This is a genomic window from Pseudoalteromonas sp. CnMc7-15, assembly GCF_022347925.1.
Taxonomy (GTDB): domain Bacteria; phylum Pseudomonadota; class Gammaproteobacteria; order Enterobacterales; family Alteromonadaceae; genus Pseudoalteromonas; species Pseudoalteromonas ruthenica.
Genome location: NZ_JAKRFT010000002.1, coordinates 288,964 through 308,073, shown reverse-complemented (window position 1 = coordinate 308,073; position 19,110 = coordinate 288,964). Strand labels below are relative to the sequence as shown.

Sequence of the window (19,110 nt, the reverse complement as noted above, 5' to 3'; positions counted from 1 at the left end):
CCGAGCAGCGCGCGATGGATAGCCAAAAAAAAGCAGAGGTGGGCACCTCTGCTTGCCCGCTCAGGGGCATAATGCTTTAGGGAAAAGCAATAATTGTTACGCACCAACAGTGCTAAGAGATCAAAATAGCCCCAGCTGTTTGCTTGATTTTGTTTTACTTGTTGCCTTTGGCTGGCGTTTACGGGAGCCATGTTGGTGGCCCACGCGCGCCGTCTCGCGGCTATTGACATGGCGCTGGTAGTAATCGGAAATGCGCGCTTTGGCTTGTCGCAGGGCAATGTCCGGTAGCACACTCGGGTGCGGGTAGGTGTCATGACTGAGGCCATTGTATAACCACGGGGTGTGCACATAGGCGCTAGGCACCTTGTTCAGCTCGGGCAGCCAGCGACGAATAAAATGACCGTGCGGGTCGTATTTTTGTCCTTGTGTCACCGGGTTATACATTCGCCACGGATTGATACCAGTGCAGCCCGATTGCATTTGCACTTGGGGATAATGAATACCGGGTTCATAGTCAACAAACTGCGCTGCTAAAAACGCCGCTGGTTGGCGCCAATCTAACCAGAGTTGGTAACTGGCATAGGCAATAAGCATGGCGCGCATACGAAAGTTAATCCAACCATAGTGATGCAAAAAACGCATGCAGGCGTCGACAAAGGGTACGCCCGTTTGCCCCTGGCACCAGGCTAAAAACTGCTGCTCGTCAAACTGCTCGGCGCGTAAATGAATAAGGTCGCGGTGCACTGCGTGTTCACAATAGCTCGGCTCTGACTCCAGCTTTTGCACAAAGTGACTGTGCCAATGCATACGGGCCAATACCGCCCGCTTATGGCCTACGGCGCCTTTGATAGCACCCAGGCTCTGGATACTTTCGCGCAGGCTGATAACGCCATAGGCGAGGTAAGGGCTTAAACGAGAGCACCGGGTGGGGGCACTGAGGACAGAAGAAATGCCGCCGCGATAGTGGTGCATGCGCGTTGCTAAAAAGCTTTGCTGGGTGGCCAAGGCACAGGCGTGGGCGCCATGCTGGGCGCCGCTGGCAATAAGGTTATCGTTGCCCGGATAGTGATCGAGTAATGCTAAACCGTCATGATGGCTAAGCAAACTCGTTAAGTGTGTGGGACTTTCTAATTGCGGTTGCTTGAGCCAGTGCTGCGCCTTTGTTTGCCAATGATCGCGTTCTATCGCGCCACGAAATACCGCCTGTTGGCGATAGGTGGCAATGGCAATGCTGCGCTCGCGACACCATGAAAACACCTGATTATCTCGGATATACGTCCACGAGTTGCCGGTTTCCTGGTGGCTATACAGGGTATGGATAGGCGCATGTTGATGGATGCGCGCTAAGATGTCGCACACCTCTCCGCGCCGCACTAATAACCGCCCGCCGATTCGCTCAAGTTGGGTAGCTAGGGAGTGCAATGCTTGAGCAATGAAACGAAATTGGCGCTCGCTGGTGTCATCAAGGCACCAATATTCGGGCTCAATAACGTACAGACACAGCACCGGGCGCATGCTTTGCGCGGCAAAATGAATAGGGGCATGGTCATTAATGCGCAAATCGCGCTTTAACCACACCAAGCTAATCATCCAATACTCCTTTGTAGAGCAGGGGATAACGGCGTAAGCGTTTGCCAATATAGTCGTCGCGCAGCAGTGCGTCGCAGATTTCATCGACATCGCTGTGCGCGCTAAAAACCCAATCAAAACGCTCGATGGCTAGTAAAAAGCCGCGCTTAAGATGGCGCTGCTGGCGGTAATATTTCAAGTTATTTTTGATCAGTTCGAGCTTACTGGGGTCCGCTTTTAGAGCGGCGACCACTTGCTCACTATGGTGTTGTAATGTCTTGGGGGTCTTTCTTGGACCTCGAGGCCTGCGCACATTCATCTCCTTAAACTGCTATGAAAAGATATACGCAGGCACAGTAACGCAGCGATCAAGCTTGTTTAGCTATCGCCTCAATTTTTTTGATGAAATCTTCTTTGTTCTTATCACTTTGGTAATCGAGGTGGTAAGTGTTGTGAAAACCAAAGCGCATTAACACACCACTTCCTTGTAGGTAGACGGTATAGCCATCGACATCAGAAAATGCCGTGAGCCCCTCATAGAACTTGCCCTCGTCGGTTTGCTCACCATGTTTTTGAATATGTTCATAGACCCGCAGCAGGGTCTTACTGTCTATTTCGTTTTTCATCGAGGTTCTCACAATGTTGCTGTCGTTACTTATATTTTGGGGGTAAGGTGCGTAAAATCAACCAACACCTTCATTTGTTCAAGGAGGCCACAATGCAGGTCCAGGTTCTCGGTAGTAGTTCGGGCACACCGACATCAACGCGCAATGTCTCAGGCTACGCGGTGTTTCGAGAGGATAAAAAGCCTTGGTATTTGGTCGATTGTGGTGAAGCAACGCAGCATCAAATATTAAAAACGACGCTCAGTCTTTATCACCTTGAGGCGATATTTATTACCCATAAACACGGCGACCATTGCTATGGCTTGCCGGGGCTACTTGCCTCGGCCGGGCTCAGTGGCCGCCAAGCGCCGCTTACCATCATCGCCCCACAGCAGGTGCTGGATTTTGTCAGTGCCACTCTTAAGCTCAGTGATTGGCAATTGAACTTTCCCTTGCAGCTCTATGATTATGATGCCCTTGATGAGTACTCCGGCTCTTGGGCCACAGTGCGCAGCTGCGCGCTACAACACCGGGTGCCAAGCAAGGCGTATCGCTTTGACGAGCATGCCATCCCATTAAAGCTGGATATTGCACAGCTTAAGCGCCACCATATCGACTCAGGCCGCCATTATAACCAACTGCAACGTGGTGAAGACGTAACCTTTGAGGGCCGAACTTTAACGGCCACCCAATATACCTATCCATCGTGGCCAGCGCGCAGCGTCATGGTGTGTGGCGATAATGAAAAGCCGCAATGCTTAGACCCGCTTATCGAAGGGGTTCAGTTATTGGTTCATGAGGCGACTTTCACCGCCAAAGATTTACACAAGGTTGGGTTTCACACTGGCCACAGCGACGTTGAGCGAATTTGTGATTATGCCCAACAGCGCCAGGTGCCGAGCCTGATACTCACCCATTTCAGTGCCCGATACGGGGGAGATGCAACGATGGCGCACATTGCTGACATTGCCACAGACAGGTATAGCGGAGCACTGTATTTGGCGGAAGATGGTTTATGTGTTGGTGTAGACAAACAGGGCCACAGTGCGCTGATACATGCGCGGTTTGCTCAGCCCTTTAGGCCGAACGATTAGCCCATTTTAGTTGTTGATAATCACGCGGGCTGAGCCCAACCACTTGTTTAAACTGACGGCTAAAGTGAGCCTGATCGGCAAAATTTAGAGCATAACTCAACTCGGTTAAAGACGTTTGGCGCTGATGTTTAATTCGCTCGCGGGCGCGGGCCACTCTTTGCAGTTTATGAATGCTGCGCAGGGAAATGCCAATGTGGTGTTTGCAGTAGCGCTCGATAGTGCGCGGGGTTTTACCCAGTTGCTCGGCTAAATCGGCGGTGCTGGCGCATACCTCAATCGCGGCGCCACTGAGCACTTGTTGCTGGCGGGGTAAATGGCTGCTCAGGGTTTTAATGAGATCAAAAAATGGTTGCGCTTCACTGAATCGCGCGGCGCGGTGCAGTTGCGGGGCGGTGTCGATATCATCAATGCGAATACATTGATTCACCATCTCTGCGGCGGGTTGTCTGATGAAGCTGCCCTGTGCCGCTAAATGAAAACGGGCTCCGAGCAAATGAGTGCCCGCTGCACAGCTCAACACCTTGCTATGCTGCTGACAACCGGTGATGTACAGCCCCGGCGTTAATAACTGCTCGCCTAAATAAGCCTGACCCTGTGTAAGTGCGAGCAAGCCCATGCGCGCATCAGCGTGTAACAATTGCTGCGAGTAGGGCTGTTCAGCGCCGGTTCGCGCCTGCCATACCTGGGCCACACCACCTACAGACAGGGCCTTTATATGCAGGGCAAAGTCGCTTAAAGGACGATAATACTGGCTGCTCAATATGCGTGTGGGCGAGGTCATGACATTGTCGGTTTTGTTCAAGCTTTGCCACCAGCATATTGCTAATTTAGGGCCATCGCAATAACTAGGTAGCAACAATGAAATACTTCATACTTTTGACCTTTACATTCGTTTCTTGGTTCATCCACGCCACACCATTGCACAACATTCAGCTAAAAGAGCTGCAAGGCGGTACCTCAGTGTCACTCGCGCAGTTGCAGGGCGCGAAGCCTCTGTATGTAAAGATGTGGGCAAGCTGGTGCAGCCCGTGCATGCAACAGATGCCAAAATTGCAGCAGCATTATCAAGATTTTGGCGATAAATTAGCCTTTGTTGCCGTTAACATCGACCTGAACGATGATGCGCAGGCCATTAACAAGGTGGTTGAGCGTTTTCAACTGGGTATGACGATTGCTCAGGATGAGCATAAGCAATTAGCAACCCAGGTCGGCTTGCAAGGGACGCCCTTGCATTTGCTGTTTAACCGCCAAGGGCAATTAGTCTATCGCAGCCATCAAAGCGATGAACAGTTGGCCCAGGCACTCATGGCATTGGCCAACGCTAAGCCACTGCCAACCAAGATGCTTCGAGAAAATGACCCATCGCCAACAAAGCTCCCTTTGGCAGATGCAGTGCTATTTAGCGCCACATGGTGCGAGAGTTACTGGCAAGAGCGCAAGGCGGATACGGCGCGCCAGTGTCAAGCGAGTCGTGAGCGAGTGAATAAGCTCGCCGAGCAAGGCAAAAAAGTGGTGGTGGTGGTGTCAAACTTGTGGACCACGCCGGCGGATGCGCAAGTGTTTGCACAGCAGTTTCACCCCAGCATTGATATTATCATAGATAACGGCGGCCAACTTTTTAAAGCCTATCAGGTCAAAGCGTTGCCGCACTTGCTACACAGCAATACCCACGCAGCCCAATAAGGCTATGTTGAGCGTGCCGGCAAGGCAATAGTGAGCTCGGCAATCTGTGCCGCGCTGACATAAAAAGTTTGTTGCGCCAGCACCTCGTTACCTTGCTCGTCATAGATTTTGATGATGTGCGCGCCCAGTGCGAGATGGCGCTGTGTCCACGTGTGGGCGCAACAACGTATCGGGGCGGCATCGTCGATGGCAATGGCATAACAGTAGGGGCTGTGGCTAAATTCCACCTTAACATTCACCGCCCCAAGTTGGGCACCCGGTTGCGTGGTTGACGGCGCAGATATTGATTCGCTTGGCTGCGACGGTGCTTGGTATTGTTGAATAAGCTCGCCGAGCAATTCATTGCCGGTGGCAAACTCTGACACCCACTGCCGAGTTTCGCTTTTTTGTAATTGTGCGGTGCGCGCTAAGTAGTGGCGCGACAAATCAAACAGGGCGCGGACATCGTCCTGTTGCAATGGCTGTTGGCGGTGTAAAATATACTGTGACCAGTCGGCCTCAAAGCGTCGGCTGAGGCTTTCCATTTCTGTCACCGTGGAAATATAGCGGATCCAACCGCTGGACCAACCAAAAATACGATCTGCCGCTTGTAACAGTCCCGCCAGAGCAAGCGCACCGACACCTGCTTGGGTTAGGTATAGACGCTGTTGATAATGCTCAAATAGACCGGCAAAAATAGGCAGTAAAGCCCCAAGAATAACCAAAGAGAAAGTCAGAATGCGCACCGTTAATGAGGCGCGGCGTTTGGATTGAATACTGCGCCAATACCAGTTGCGAATATCTTGGCTGCGAGCGCCTGCGCGCTGATAAATATCCGCGAGGGCCCGACTGGGCTCGCTAGCAATATAGTGGTCCCAATCCGGTAGTAGCTCGGCAGTAACATCTTGCTTTGCACCCATGCGCAAACCTTCCTTAGTGTAAAATCCAATAGCGGCATATATGCGCTAAGTATGCTAGAAAACACCTTGATAATAAAGTATTTAGCCTACACCTTTAGCTGCGCAGCGCTTCGAACAATAACGTACAGAAGGCCAGTTATTGCGCCATTTTTTACGCCACGTAAAGCGCAAGCCACACACCGGACAATATTTATAAGGAAGATTAACTTTTTTGTGCGCCACAGTGATCTTTCCCGCCTTTGCCAAGGTTTAACTGCACCATGAGCCTTGTTGCCGTTATGGCTAATAGGCGTGGTGATTAGTAATCAATGAGTAGGAGATACGATGAGCAGCGGTGCTGGCGATCATTCGCGTATTATTGAAATGGCATGGGAAGATAGAACCCCGTTTGAGGCCATTGAACGCCTCTACGGTCTCAATGAGCAAGCGGTAATAAAACTGATGCGTCGTGAACTAAAGGCGGGGAGTTTTCGTCTTTGGCGAGCGCGGGTTAGTGGTCGCAAAAGTAAACACCAAGCCTTGCGTGATCCGCGTATTGAACGCGGATACTGCAAGACTCAGTATAAGCACCGTTAACCCTTAACGGGCGTTGGTGCTTTCGAAGATTTTATCCGCAGAAGCGGCGACGAAGCCGGTGTAGATTTCGCCATCAGGCTTCAAGTAGCGCAGAGCAAACTCATAGAAGCAGCTTGGTACCGCTTTTTCACCGTCTGAAAAAGCCACCTTGGCATCGTCAGCTAGCGTTGATGACTGCTCTAGTAGCACCTCTGGAGAGCCTTTGATCTCACCGCCTGAGGTATTCAGTTTAAAACCAGCATCCTTAAGCTTTTGGTTCACCTGCTCAATGGTATCAAATTGCGCCAAGTGGTTAATGCTCACGGTAAAGTGGTTGGCGCGATAACCCCAAGCCGACATCCAGGCAGCGTATTCACTTTCTGCCAATAGCTTTTGATAGGTTTCATAGCTGACATCCCAATGGGTGCCAGAGTATAAGAAGTTGTCTGCAGTGACGGCGTCTTCATCAATGCTATCGACCATCTCATGAACGGTTTTTTGTAGCTCATCTGAGAACTGTTCAACAAGTAGTTCAGAGATAAACACTTTAGGTTGAGTAGGGTCTTCGTGCTCAAAATGCTTGGCGTAGAGTTTCTTGGCTTCGAAGTGATACTCGCCACACTCTTTGTAACCCACGGCTTTAAAGTGCGCAGCGAGCTTTTCTAAGCCAACCTTAGGCAAGTTAAAGGTGCGCAGCGCAATATGGTCGTTAATAACGTCATCGCGTTGAGTCGAGCCTAGTAGCTCGTGTACTTTAACGGCTGATGGAGTCACTTCAAGGTAGTTGTCCCACAAGTGTTCAAATAGTGTGTTTACATTGTTATGCATAATAATTCCTTAACACATAGATGCGTTTGATTCTTTTAAAGTATTAAGCCCGGCGCAAGTTTTTCCGGCAAGGTAGACGTGGGTGCTTCCACCGACGCTACCGGATAGGCACAGTAATCGGCAGCATAATAGGCACTGGCTCGGTGGTTGCCACTGGCGCCAATACCACCAAAAGGTGCGGCACTTGAGGCACCGGTGATGGGGCGGTTCCAGTTAACGATACCAGCGCGAATGCGTCCTAAAAAGTAGTCGTAATCAGCTTGGCTGTCGCCTAAAAGACCGGCTGATAGACCATATGAGGTATTGTTTGCTTCATTGATGGCGCTGTCGAAATCACTGTAGCGGTACACCTTTAACAGCGGCCCAAAATGTTCTTCATCGGCTAAATCGATGTTGGTGACATCAACAATGCCGGGGCTGACAAAACCAGTGTTTGTATCAAGGTGTTGCATTTCCAGTAGGGAAGTAGCGCCTTGTGCAAGCAGTTGCTCGTACGCTGCACGCATGCCCGCTGCCGCTTTTTTGCTGATCATCGCGCCCATAAATGGCTGCTCTGCGGCGAAGCTGTCGGCAATTTTAATGTTGCTGGTTACTTCAAGTAAACGCTTGATAATGGCATCACCCTGTTCACCTTGCTCTATAAATAGGCGGCGAGCGCAAGTACAACGTTGACCTGAGGTAATAAAGGCTGATTGCACGATATCATGGACGGTGGCGTCGATGTCGCTGACACCTTTGACAATCAATGGGTTATTGCCACCCATTTCCAGCGCCAAGATCTTGCCCGGATGACCACCAAATTGTTGGTGCAATAAGTGCCCGGTCTGTGAGCTGCCGGTAAAGAATAAGCCATCAATGTCTTGATGTGAGGCCAGGGCCTTACCCGTTTCAATCTCACCTTGTACTAGGTTGATAACCCCAGCTGGCAAACCGGCTTGTTGCCAAAGTTTAAGGGTATGTTCGGCGACCTTAGGTGTTAACTCTGATGGTTTAAATACCACAGTATTGCCAGCCAATAAGGCAGGTACAATATGACCATTGGGTAAATGACCTGGGAAGTTATAAGGGCCAAAAACCGCCACCACGCCATGGGGCTTGTGACGAATAAAGGCTTTGGCTCCTGGCATCGGGTTTTCTACCGTGCCGGTGCGCTCCTGGTAAGCGCGAATCGAGATAGCCACTTTGCCGGTCATGGCGCCGACTTCGGTGCGCGTTTCCCAAATGGGTTTGCCCGTTTCTTCGGCGATGGTGGTGGCGAGCTCTTCGGCATTGGCCTTTAACTGCTCGACAAAGCGCTCGAGTACGGCAATACGCTCATCAAGTGCACTCTGCGACCAAGCAAATTGTGCGGCACGGGCGCTGGCGATAGCGGTATCGACCTGCTCTGGGCTGGCGCCTTGGCCTTGCCAAACAACGCTGTCTGTAGCGGGGTTGATCGATTCAAAACGCGGGCCTTCACCGGCCAGCCATTGGTTATTTATAAATTGAACATTCATAGCCATTCCTTAACGACTAGAGAGTGCGAAAAAGCGCACTGAATCACCTTGGCTGACGCCTAAAGTGTCAGCAGCCTCGGCACTGATATAAAGTTGGTGCTTGATGTCGCAATATTCAACGGCATCACTAAAAATAGCGCGAAAATCGGCGACTTTATCGTTACATAACGCCCAAGTGGTGGCCTGCGGTTCAAGCTGCTCTTTGATGAGAATTGGGCATACTTTCGATTGGCGAACGGTGCTGATATTGCCTAGCTTGGCCTCCACCGTTGGCCCAGCATCGAAGAGATCAACATAGCCACGGTGCTCAAAGCCCTCGCGTTGCAGCAGTCGTAACGCCGGCTTGGTGTTGTCATGGACCTGGCCAATGACCGCTTGGGCCGCTTCACTGAGAAGGTTGACGTAAATGGGGTATTTCGGCATCAGCTCACTAATAAAGGTCTTGTCACCTAAACCTACCAAGTGGTCGGCTTGAGGGAACTCGATGCTAAAAAAGTGTTGTTGCAACCATTGCCAAAAAGGCGAATGGCCATGCTCGTCGCTGACTCCACGCATTTCTGCGATAATGGTGTCGCTAAAACGGTCGCTGTGTTCGGCCATAAACAAAAAGCGGATGCGCGATAAGAAGCGACCGGTGAGTCCTCGCCGATACGGCTCACGCAAGAATAAGGTGCAGATCTCCGAACAGCCGGTGTAATCGTTACACATCGACAGAGTATCTACGCGGTTGTAAACATCTAAGCTTGGACTGTGATGCACCGAGGTGGAGCGCCGATAATGATACAGCGGCACGCTCATACCGACTGCCGCCTCAATGCCGGTGGTGCCGACAATATCGCCGCTTTCGGTATCTTGCAGTACGAACAAATAGCCCTCATCGCCGGGGCCATTGACATGCTTTTCAACGCTGCGCTCTGAGCGCTCGATTTTTGCTTGTAACAACTCGTCATCGACAGGCAGCGAGGTAAAACCATGGCCCGATTCGATGGCGATTTGTTTTAGCGCGGCGAAGTCATCGCCGCGAATAGGTCTAAGTACTAACATAAGTAGGCTCTTAGCCGTGTGGTTACTAGGCGTTAACCAGCGAAGCAACGGCTTTTTCGAAGCGCGCTAGCCCTTCTTTGATATCCGCTTCAGGGATCACCAACGATGGCGTAAAGCGAACTACATCGGCGCCTGCGACTAAGCTCATTAGGCCGTTTTCAACGCTCGCATTAAGGAAATCACGGGCGCGGCCTTGGTAGTCGGCGTTAAGTACCGCGCCTAGTAGCAAGCCTTTACCCCGTACTTCGCTGAACACATTGTACTTTTCATTGATAGCATTGAGACCGTCACGGAATAGCTGTTCACGAACTTTCACCCCTTCTAGCACTTGCTGTGTGTTTACCGTGTCAAATGCTGCTTCAGCGACCGCACAGGCCAGTGGGTTACCGCCATAGGTTGAACCATGCGTGCCCGGTTTTAAGTGTTTGGCAATCTCTTTAGTGGTAAGCATGGCACCAATAGGGAAGCCGCCGCCCAGTGCTTTGGCTGAGCTAAGAATGTCTGGTGTTACGCCTAGGCCTTGGTAGGCGTATAGCTCGCCAGTGCGACCAACACCGGTTTGAACTTCATCAAAAATAAGTAACGCGTTATGCTTATCGCACAGTTCACGCACGCCTTTAACAAAGTCCATATCAGGGGCAATGATCCCACCTTCACCTTGCAATGGCTCCATCATCACCGCACAGGTGTCGTCGTCAATCAACGACTTAAAAGTCTCGAGGTCGTTATAATCGCAGTGAACTACTTCACCCGGTTTTGGCCCAAAGCCATCAGAGTAAGCGGCTTGGCCACCCACGGTAACGGTGAAGAAAGTACGGCCATGGAAGCCTTTGTTAAACGCGATGATTTTTGCTTTCTTTTCGCCGAAGTTATCCAACGCCCAACGACGAGCCAGTTTTAACGCCGCCTCATTGGCTTCAGCGCCAGAGTTGGCAAAATACACTTGATCGGCAAAGGTTGCGTCGGTGAGTTTTTTCGCTAAGCGCAGAGCCGGTTCGTTGGTCATAACGTTGGCAAGGTGCCAGATTTTACTGCCTTGTTCTTTCAATGCAGTAACCAGAGCTGGATGACAATGACCTAGGCAGTTGACCGCGATGCCACCGGCGAAATCGATAAATTCATTACCTTGTTGGTCCCAAACGCGAGAGCCTTCCCCTTTTACCGGAATAACCGCTGACGGGTTGTAGTTTGGCACCATTACTTCATTAAATAGTTCACGATTTACTTGCATGACACACCTTTATTTTTACTGTGCTTGGCCGAGTCATTGCTGCACCAAGCATAGATTCATTAAAACTTACTGCTATGGTGCCGTTAATCAAGTTCAATTTGCAGTGCCATATTGTTAAAATTGATTATAATAGCCATCAAATTAACGAAAAAGGCATGCAAAATGATTAACGCACAAGATGAAAAGTTGTTGTCCTTGCTGCGCACCAATGCTCGCGCCAGTATTTCTGACTTGGCCAGAGCACTGGATTTATCTCGTTCGACGGTACAAAGCCGGATGCAAAAGCTAGAAGAAAGTGGCGTTATCAAAGGCTACAGTGTCGAGTATGGTGACGCCTATTTATCATCCATGGTGTCAGCCCATGTGTCGATTAAGGTGAAACAAAAGCTCACCACGAAAACCAACATTGAACTCAAGCACATAGATGCGATTACCGACTTATATGCCATTAGTGGCGAGTTTGACTTGATCGCGGTAGTGCAAGCGCAAAATCTCGAAAAGCTTAGTCACTTGCTTGATGATATTGGCAACCTAGATGGCGTTGAGCGCACCAATTCATCAGTCATTTTAGAAACAAAATTCAAGCGCTAATGTAGGAAAATGTTGCCTTGGGGTTCAATAAACAACCTTAAAGTGCTGGCTTTTTGAACTCTTACACCAAAATATGACAAATTCATGCTTTAGTTGTAAAGAGATGTAAATACTCTATTGAGTGTATGTTCCTATTTGCGTAAATTCGGTTCCTTCATTCACAATGAAGGAAGGTCAATGAACAACAATAAAATAAAATTAAGCGCCTTGACCAGCGCAATGCTTATCGCATTAAGTGGTTGTGGTGGCAGCGACAGCGACGATCAACCTGTAGTTGATACTGCACCGAAAGCTGGGGAAGTCAGTCTTGAGGGAGTGAAACAATGGCAGCCGATGACCGGCACCTTGATTGCTCACGATCAAGATGGCGATGCTATCACGCTGACATTCTATGACGAAGACCAGGTGGTTGCGGCCGAAGACGGTATCTATACGTTCTCACACGGCACTTTAGCACTTGGTGAAGACAAAGAGTTTATTTACACCTCGTTATCAGGACAGCCTGCTGTTATCAATTACGATGTCTCTGCCAATGGTAAAACGTCGGCTGGCAGCATCACTATCAGCGATGTTACTGGCGATCCTTTAGCAGCGCAGCAGTGGCACTTACACAACAATGAGCAGCGCGCTTTTGCTCAAAGTGATATCTTCAAAGAACAGCTTGCTGTGCTTAATGGCATCGCCGAGCAAGACCAAGAAGCGTATTTCGCCCAACTCGAGGATTCGTTTGTTTCTAGCCGCGCTGCCGGTGCGGATATGAATGTATTGGAAGCGTATAAACTGGGAATCACGGGTAAAGGCAGTATTGCCGTCGTGGTCGACCAAGGCGTAGAAATTGGCCATGAAGATTTGGCTGATAACGTGCTCGCTCACCGCTCTTTAAACCTGCGTGATGACGCCCTCGACCCAACTAACCCGACCATCACAGGCGATAAAACATCGCGTCATGGTACTGCGGTGGCCGGTCTAATTGCGGCTAAAGCACACAATGGTGTGGGTGGTCGTGGTGTGGCCCCTGATGCGGGAATTATCTCCATGAACTACCTGGATATTCCCAACCAAAATGCCGCGCACATGGGCGCCTTGATCAGTGGTTTACCTGCCAGTGGTATTCAAAACCATGAGCAGGTAGTGTTTAACCGTAGCTATGGCTATAACCCACCGGCGTTCTTACCAGAGGACCCGTTCGAAGAGGCAAACATGGCCTATGCTAGCGATGTGTTGCGCGATGGCAAAGGTGCTTTAAGCATTAACGCAGCGGGTAACGATTTCGAAGAAGGGCGCCACAACGGCAATTACTGTAGCTCTTCAGGTGTTAATGACATCGGCCTAAGCTGTATTGATCTCAACGTTTCTCAGGCTAACCGTAGCTTACACAGTGTGTCTGTGGCGGCACTAAAAGCCAATGGCGAGCGTTCAAGCTATTCTATTGCCGGTAGTGCCATGTTTATTGCGGCTCCTGCCGGTGAAGACGGCAGCTGGGAGCCAGCAATGGTCACCACGGACGAAATGACCTGCTTGCAAGGTGCGTCGGGACTGCCGATGATGGATGCTTTAGAGAGTGCATGGGGTGTGCCGCTTTCATTCCTTGAAGGATATAAAAACTTTGACTTCCCAGGTCACCCGATGAACCCAAGCTGTCACTACAGTAACTCCATGAGCGGTACCTCATCTGCGGCACCAAACACGGCGGGTGTGGTTGCGCTACTAATGGAAGCTAACCCAGATCTGAGCGCTCGCGACATTCAACATATTTTGGCGACAACGGCGAGCATGACTGACGCTGATAACGCCGCTGTTACGCTCAATACGGCTAACGGCGAGTTTGTCGCTCACCAAGGTTGGGTAGAAAACGCCGCAGGTTACCACTTCAATAACTTCTATGGCTTTGGCCGTGTGAATGCGGGTGAAGCGGTTAAAATGGCGTTGAACTATGATGTTGACTTAGGCGAGCGTCTGCAATCAGACTGGCTTTCAGCGGGTGTTCAAAATGATGATGCATCATTAGCCTTAGTGGTTCCAGATAACAACGCGGCAGGTGCAACGCACAGCATCGAAGTGGCGGATGACTATACTATCGAAGCAATGCAGTTTAGCTTCACAGTGGCTAACGAAGAAATGCGCTCCGATTACCGTCACCCAGAAATCCCGGGCCTGATTCAAAGCTCTGCGGGTTCAGACTTGGCTATCGAAGTGACTTCGCCAAGTGGCACTAAGAGTGTGGTTCTTGCGTCTCATCATGCGCAGCTTTACCCAGCATTGGATGCCAACTTCAACTTTGCTCAAGGTTATGTTCACTTGCCAACGGTGCATTTCCGCTCAAACGCTTTCTATGGCGAGAGTGCGAAAGGAACCTGGACTGTGAAAGTCGTTGATACGGCGCAGCCTAATCAAGTTGCGTTTAGTATGAACGGTCAAACCAGCGTAGTCTTCCCGAACGAGGCAGAATCTGTCCTCGAGGGATGGGGTTTACGTGTAACTGGTCGTCAATAAGGAGCATAATAATGAATAAGTTAACAACTCTTGCAATAGCGCTAAGCGCTGCGATTATGGCGCCAGTTCATGCTACAACGCTAAAATCGACTATGGACCAAAGTAATAAGCTAAGCACTCAAGATGTGCCTGCGATTAGTGCCGCTAAGTTAGAGCGAAAGGCCAGCGTGGGTCTGTATGAGAAGGTGGACAATGTCCGTATCGTACCTGCTTACTTAGCCGATCCGGCTAAAACTGTGAGCGTGCAGGGCACGAATGCCTACGTGCAAGCGAATGATGGCGCTGTAGCCAGTGACCGTGAGGGGCTGTGGCAAGGCGATGTAATGCGCCACTCCCTACGTGGTGAATTTGCTACAGTAAGCGGCAATTTAGTGCTCATCCCTGCGGGCGATATTGACGCAGTGCTTAACACTTTCGACTTACAAATGGTTCAACAGTTTGCTAATGGCACCGTTTTGGTTAAGCCAGCGACGGCCACAGAATTGCAGCAACTTAATGACCAGCTTCAAGCTTCTGATTTGGTTAAAGCCAGTAAAGTAGAAGTGTTACACAAGGTCGTTGATGCTTTCTAAGCACATTTAAGCGAAGTAAAAAGCCCCACTAGTTGGGGCTTTTTTGTTGGCGAATATGCAACTCACCATCAATATGCACGTCTCGTTGTGGGAATGAGATAACCACATCATGCTCGGCAAATTTTTCACAAATTCCAAAACGGATATCGCTTTTTATTTTCCGTACGTTGGACTCGGCCTCCGCATTAACCCAAAAGACTGCATCGAAGATAAGCGCACTGTCGCCAAAATCTTCAAAAATAACGCTATGGGGTGGGTTATTGAGTACGGTGGGCACCTCTTCTAGCACTTCGGTGATAAGCTGAGCCACTAAATTCACATCACTGCCATAGGCCACGCCAACTCGAACATAGGTGCGCGCCATGGTATCGATCAGTGTCCAATTGGTTACGGTATTCTCTAGCAGCTGGCTGTTAGGAACCAGTAGGTGCACGCCATCGTTACGGCGAATGCGGGTCGAACGGGTGTTAATCGTTTCCACAACGCCCTTGGCATCACCGACCTCTAAAAAGTCGCCGATACGGATTGGGCGCTCACCGATGAGGATCCAACCACTGATAAAGTTGTTAATGATATTCTGTGCGCCAAAACCAACGCCAATCGCCACGGCCCCGGAGACAAATGCGAATGCGGTGAGCGGAATATTAAGCACTTCAAGGGTGGTAAAGATGATAATAATGATGCACAGCACCAAATAGATACGTTTGAATAAAAGCGCCGCATCTGGCCCCATTCGCTTTTGTATAATACGGCGATGGATGAGCCGACCAATGTAGCGCACAACGAGCCACACGCCGGCGATGATAAGTGGGATTTGAATCAAGGTCGCTAGGGTAAACGCGGAGCCGCCATAGCTGAATATAACGGTATCCAAGGATTCGGTAATTTGTTTTAGCATAGGACTATCTAGCACCCTATTACTCCTTAAATAGGTGGTCAGTGAGGCGCTATACTACAAGGCTTTGGAGCCATCGCTGACACGCTCTCTTTGTTGTTGTGTTAATTTTATAACATAGACATTGCGGCCAATCCCGTTAAATTCCTCATCGGTGATAACCAGGGTGTCATTGTCGTAAAACGTGACGGCTTCTTTTTGTGTTACCAAACCGAGATTGATCTTATCTATGGTACCGGAGAAAAAATTATCGCCTTGCCAGTTCTCGAACAGCCATAAATGGGTGGAGTCTAGCAATACCAGCTTTTTTCTATCTGGGCTCATGGCTGCGGACGTCACCCAACATAACTTTTCGGCGGTGGTACAGGTTTGAAATGAGGCGATAAATTGCGCCTCATAATTACCCGCGTGATTGCCAATACGGTACAAGTTCGTTTTACCATCAAATGGTTGAGTTCTATTTTTGGTAAATAAATACAGTTGGTGTCGATACTCAACAAAGGCTTCTAAATCAAAGTTCTTACGTTCAGGCGTAAGCGGCTGCTCCCATAATTCTTTGTAGGTGAATTTAATGATCTCTGCGTTGGTTTCATCAGATTTAATATCAATGGGGTTTTCTATTTTATAAATTGTCAGCCAGCGGCGCAGATTATCGTTGTTACCAAAGTCACCTAAAAAGAAATGGCCAAATTCGTTTTGGGTCATGTCTTCCCAATCAATGTTCTTGGCATTGACCACTTGCACGCGCCGTTGCACTTTGCCTTTGTCATCGACCTGATAGAGAAATGGGCCATCGCCACTGTCGTTAATGGCCCACAAGCGGCCACGTTTATCAAACTCAATCCCCGACACCTCTTTAAGTTGTGGATCTAGAGTGACAAACTTGTTCTGATATAACTGATAACTCAACCAGACAGCGGCGCCGCCAAGGACGATTGCACTGAGGGAAATAAGGGTAATAAGCGTTTTTTTTATCATAATCTGGATGGTGTGGAAAAACGCTGGGCATTATAGCAGGGCCACAGTAGGGATGCCTGTACCTGAGTATGAATTTTTTCAATAAAAAACGCGGCACAAGGGCCGCGTTATGATGTGCTTATAAAGCGTTTATTTACTCTTTGCTGTCTTCCACGAGACCACGGCGTTTAAGTAATGCGTCGGTGGTCGGCTTTTGACCACGGAATTCAATGTAGCTTTGCATTAAATCACGGCTGTTACCACGCGAGAGTACTTCTTTACGATAGTGATCACCGTTTTCACGGGTCAAGCCACCTTCGTTTTGCATATGTGCGAACGAGTCCGCTGCAAACACTTCTGTCCAAAGGTAGGCGTAGTAGCCCGCGCTGTAGCCGCCAGCAAAGATGTGGCTAAAGTAGCAGGTTTTATAACGCGGCGGCACTGGGTAGTAATCAATGCCGTGTTTTTCAAGCGCGTTTTGCTCAAACTGGGCAAAGTCTTCAACCTTGGTACCCGGTGCAATAGAGTGCCATTCCATATCCAGCAACGCTGCGGCTAGGTATTCAGTGGTATCAAAACCTTGGTTAAAGGTATGCGACTTCAATAACTTATCTAGCAGCTCTTGAGGGATAGGCTCGCCAGTTTTGTAGTGCTTAGCATAGTTAGCGAGTACGCTCGGCTCAATGTTCCAGTCCTCGTTAGCCTGAGACGGGAATTCAACGAAGTCACGGGCAGTGGCCGTACCGGCAAGCGATGGGTATTTTACATCGGAGAACAGACCGTGAATGGCATGACCAAACTCGTGGAACATAGTCGTAACTTCAGAGAAGGTCATCAGTGTTGGTTGACCTTCAGCTGGCTTGGGAATGTTCTGCGCGTTATAAATAACAGGCTTGGTTCCTTTAAGGTGGTTCTGCGATACATAGGCACTCATCCACGCGCCGCCACGCTTACCTTCGCGAGCATAAGGGTCAAGGTAGAATAGGCCAATTGAGCTGCCATCTTCATTGAATACTTCCCATACAAACACGTCTTCGTGGTAGGTTGGCAAGTCATTGCGCTCTTTCATGGTGATGCCATAAAGCTTGTTCATGGCGAAGAACAGGCCGTCGTTAATAACGGTATTCATTTCGAAATAAGGCTTTACTAAGCTTGCATCAATGTCATATAGCTCGGCGCGCACCTTCGCTCCGTAATAAGCCCAATCCCAAGGCTTAAGCTCAAAGTCTTTACCGTCTTTTTTGATTGCTGCTTGAATGAGTTCAGCTTCAGATTTAGCTTTAGCGACCGCTTTCGGCGCGAGATCATCAAGCATAGTAAACACTGCATCCGGCGTTTTCGCCATGCGATCGTCTAGCTGGTAATGTGCCCATGATTCGAAACCAAGCAAAGCAGCTTTTTCTGCTCGAAGCTGCGCTTCTTTAATAGCAATTGGGCCATTGGTTTGTTGCGCGCGCTGTGATGACGTGCGCCACACTTTTTCACGTAGCTCACGATTTTCGAGGCTTGAAAGAATTGGCTGACGGGTGGTGTTGACCAAGGTGATCATGTAGCCGTCTTTTCCTGCTTTTTCCGCAGCTGCCTTTAAGCTGGCAATTTCATCTTCAGCTAAACCTGCTAATTGCGCTTTGTCTGTGACTAAGATGGTATCTTGTTTGAATGATTTTAAGATATTTTGCGAAAACTCAGTGCTGAGTTTAGAAAGCTCAGAGTTAATCTCGCGCATACGTTGCTTTTGGCTTTCATCCAGCTTAGCACCCGCACGCACAAAGCGTTTATAGTAATATTCAACCAGGCGTTGGTCTTCTTTACTCAGCGTGTCTTTGTTGTCATAAACAGCAGCGACACGGTCAAAAAGGGCCTTGTTTAGATAAATATTGTCACGGTGCTCGGCCAAAACCGGCGCCATTTTGGCATCGATACGCTGATATTCATCATTTGAGATTAGGCCAGAGAGATTGTTGAAAGCGGCGCGTACACGGTCCAAAATGGCGCCGGATTGTTCCATTGCAACCAAGGTGTTTTCAAAAGTAGGCGCTTCAGAATTGTTAGCGATAGCTTCAATCTCAACACGTTGCTCTTCAATCCCCGCATCAAATGCCGGCTCATATAAACTGGTATCAATCTTATCAAATTCGGGCGCCATATATTGCAATGGACTAGGGCTTAAAAAGAGATTTTCTTGTACAGCGTCAGTGGTGGTTTTGGCTACTTGTTCGGTTTGAGCTTGGTTTTGTTCGTTGTTAGCAGGTTGCTCGCTACAGCCTGTAACTAGGGTAGTCGCAGCAATCGCTGCGGCAATCATAGATAAACGCATTGCTTACTCCATTATCAGGAAGTTATTGTTGTCAGTTATCGCATGAGCAAGCCACGTCCCCGGGAGAGTGCAGTGACTTGCACTGTGTAATCATGAAAAGAAGGGTGGGGCTCTTTCATTTTGATAGGCTGTAACATTACTGGCAAAGTGTGCTGACAACAAGTAACTTGGCCTTAATTCTGCGCTTTTTCGTCGATTTGTTGGTGTTTTTTTCATCTTCAGCCATGCTTAACACCCAGGTAAAGCGTTAAATTCTTCTCCAACCCTATGCTTTTGTTCGA

At 49.3% G+C, this 19,110-nt stretch carries 19 protein-coding genes; 6 read left to right on the top strand and 13 right to left on the bottom strand.

The window, feature by feature from the left end; genetic code table 11:
* Window positions 1–120: 120 nt before the first annotated feature.
* From MHM95_RS05155 to MHM95_RS05145, 3 genes are read right to left on the bottom strand one after another with little or no spacing between them, the layout of a single operon-like run.
* Window positions 121–1,590: an FAD-binding domain-containing protein gene (locus MHM95_RS05155; protein WP_239384564.1), complete on the bottom strand. Its 1,470-nt coding sequence runs from the start codon at window positions 1,588–1,590 to the stop codon at window positions 121–123.
* A complete protein-coding gene (locus MHM95_RS05150; protein WP_239384563.1) occupies window positions 1,583–1,888 on the bottom strand; it encodes a hypothetical protein in 306 nt (101 codons plus the stop codon). The genes MHM95_RS05155 and MHM95_RS05150 overlap by 8 nt, the downstream gene beginning before the upstream one ends.
* A 49-nt stretch (window positions 1,889–1,937) precedes the next feature.
* Window positions 1,938–2,195 carry a DUF3081 domain-containing protein gene (locus MHM95_RS05145; RefSeq protein WP_022943876.1) on the bottom strand — a complete coding sequence of 86 codons (258 nt, stop codon included), beginning with the start codon at window positions 2,193–2,195 and terminating at the stop codon, window positions 1,938–1,940.
* A 92-nt stretch (window positions 2,196–2,287) separates the two neighbouring features.
* Here MHM95_RS05145 and MHM95_RS05140 point away from each other — a divergent pair, with 92 nt between their 5' ends.
* Complete coding sequence (locus MHM95_RS05140) at window positions 2,288–3,268, top strand: MBL fold metallo-hydrolase (protein WP_239384562.1); 981 nt, start codon at window positions 2,288–2,290, stop codon at window positions 3,266–3,268.
* Here the strand turns inward: MHM95_RS05140 and MHM95_RS05135 are convergent.
* Window positions 3,252–4,070 carry a helix-turn-helix domain-containing protein gene (locus tag MHM95_RS05135; RefSeq protein ID WP_239384561.1) on the bottom strand — a complete coding sequence of 273 codons (819 nt, stop codon included), beginning with the start codon at window positions 4,068–4,070 and terminating at the stop codon, window positions 3,252–3,254. The two genes, MHM95_RS05140 and MHM95_RS05135, sit on opposite strands and share 17 nt — an antisense overlap.
* A 56-nt stretch (window positions 4,071–4,126) precedes the next feature.
* Between MHM95_RS05135 and MHM95_RS05130 the strand changes: the two genes are divergently transcribed.
* Window positions 4,127–4,951, top strand: a complete 825-nt coding sequence (locus MHM95_RS05130) for a redoxin domain-containing protein (RefSeq protein WP_239384560.1) — start codon at window positions 4,127–4,129, stop codon at window positions 4,949–4,951.
* 2 nt (window positions 4,952–4,953) lie between these two features.
* Here MHM95_RS05130 and MHM95_RS05125 read toward each other — a convergent pair whose 3' ends face one another.
* Together MHM95_RS05125 and MHM95_RS05120 are read right to left on the bottom strand one after the other, a co-directional pair.
* The gene (locus tag MHM95_RS05125) at window positions 4,954–5,850 is read right to left on the bottom strand and encodes a DUF4231 domain-containing protein (protein ID WP_239384559.1); all 897 of its coding nucleotides are present in this window, start codon (window positions 5,848–5,850) and stop codon (window positions 4,954–4,956) included.
* 81 nt (window positions 5,851–5,931) lie between these two features.
* The gene (locus tag MHM95_RS05120; RefSeq protein ID WP_081604432.1) at window positions 5,932–6,072 is read right to left on the bottom strand and encodes a DUF2256 domain-containing protein; all 141 of its coding nucleotides are present in this window, start codon (window positions 6,070–6,072) and stop codon (window positions 5,932–5,934) included.
* A 102-nt stretch (window positions 6,073–6,174) separates the two neighbouring features.
* On the opposite strand from MHM95_RS05120, the gene MHM95_RS05115 reads away from it, so the two are divergent.
* Complete coding sequence (locus tag MHM95_RS05115) at window positions 6,175–6,426, top strand: TIGR03643 family protein (protein ID WP_235418278.1); 252 nt, start codon at window positions 6,175–6,177, stop codon at window positions 6,424–6,426.
* A 3-nt stretch (window positions 6,427–6,429) separates the two neighbouring features.
* On the opposite strand, the gene MHM95_RS05110 is transcribed toward MHM95_RS05115, so the two are convergent.
* From MHM95_RS05110 to MHM95_RS05095, 4 genes are read right to left on the bottom strand one after another with little or no spacing between them, the layout of a single operon-like run.
* Window positions 6,430–7,233, bottom strand: coding sequence for a DUF1338 domain-containing protein (locus MHM95_RS05110; protein WP_022945492.1), 804 nt, complete (start codon window positions 7,231–7,233; stop codon window positions 6,430–6,432).
* A gap of 35 nt (window positions 7,234–7,268) precedes the next feature.
* A complete protein-coding gene (gene astD / locus MHM95_RS05105) occupies window positions 7,269–8,729 on the bottom strand; it encodes a succinylglutamate-semialdehyde dehydrogenase (RefSeq protein WP_239384558.1) in 1,461 nt (486 codons plus the stop codon).
* A 9-nt stretch (window positions 8,730–8,738) separates the two neighbouring features.
* Window positions 8,739–9,773, bottom strand: coding sequence for an arginine N-succinyltransferase (gene astA, locus MHM95_RS05100; protein ID WP_022946782.1), 1,035 nt, complete (start codon window positions 9,771–9,773; stop codon window positions 8,739–8,741).
* A gap of 25 nt (window positions 9,774–9,798) precedes the next feature.
* Window positions 9,799–11,004: an aspartate aminotransferase family protein gene (locus MHM95_RS05095; RefSeq protein ID WP_045979944.1), complete on the bottom strand. Its 1,206-nt coding sequence runs from the start codon at window positions 11,002–11,004 to the stop codon at window positions 9,799–9,801.
* Between the two features lie 162 nt (window positions 11,005–11,166).
* Between MHM95_RS05095 and MHM95_RS05090 the strand changes: the two genes are divergently transcribed.
* The 3 genes from MHM95_RS05090 (at window position 11,167) to MHM95_RS05080 (ending at window position 14,660) form a co-directional block, all read left to right on the top strand.
* Entirely contained in the window at window positions 11,167–11,595 is a 429-nt protein-coding gene (locus MHM95_RS05090) for an Lrp/AsnC family transcriptional regulator (protein WP_022946785.1), read from the top strand.
* Between the two features lie 177 nt (window positions 11,596–11,772).
* Window positions 11,773–14,088, top strand: coding sequence for a S8 family serine peptidase (locus MHM95_RS05085; RefSeq protein ID WP_239384556.1), 2,316 nt, complete (start codon window positions 11,773–11,775; stop codon window positions 14,086–14,088).
* A gap of 11 nt (window positions 14,089–14,099) precedes the next feature.
* The gene (locus tag MHM95_RS05080; protein ID WP_138508270.1) at window positions 14,100–14,660 is read left to right on the top strand and encodes a hypothetical protein; all 561 of its coding nucleotides are present in this window, start codon (window positions 14,100–14,102) and stop codon (window positions 14,658–14,660) included.
* A 28-nt stretch (window positions 14,661–14,688) separates the two neighbouring features.
* On the opposite strand, the gene MHM95_RS05075 is transcribed toward MHM95_RS05080, so the two are convergent.
* The 3 genes from MHM95_RS05075 to MHM95_RS05065 all read right to left on the bottom strand — a co-directional run bounded on the left by MHM95_RS05075 (window position 14,689) and on the right by MHM95_RS05065 (window position 18,829).
* Window positions 14,689–15,558 carry a mechanosensitive ion channel domain-containing protein gene (locus MHM95_RS05075; RefSeq protein ID WP_022946788.1) on the bottom strand — a complete coding sequence of 290 codons (870 nt, stop codon included), beginning with the start codon at window positions 15,556–15,558 and terminating at the stop codon, window positions 14,689–14,691.
* A 54-nt stretch (window positions 15,559–15,612) separates the two neighbouring features.
* Window positions 15,613–16,533: a hypothetical protein gene (locus MHM95_RS05070; RefSeq protein ID WP_138587421.1), complete on the bottom strand. Its 921-nt coding sequence runs from the start codon at window positions 16,531–16,533 to the stop codon at window positions 15,613–15,615.
* Between the two features lie 133 nt (window positions 16,534–16,666).
* Window positions 16,667–18,829: a M3 family metallopeptidase gene (locus MHM95_RS05065; protein ID WP_239384554.1), complete on the bottom strand. Its 2,163-nt coding sequence runs from the start codon at window positions 18,827–18,829 to the stop codon at window positions 16,667–16,669.
* Window positions 18,830–19,110 lie beyond the last annotated feature (281 nt).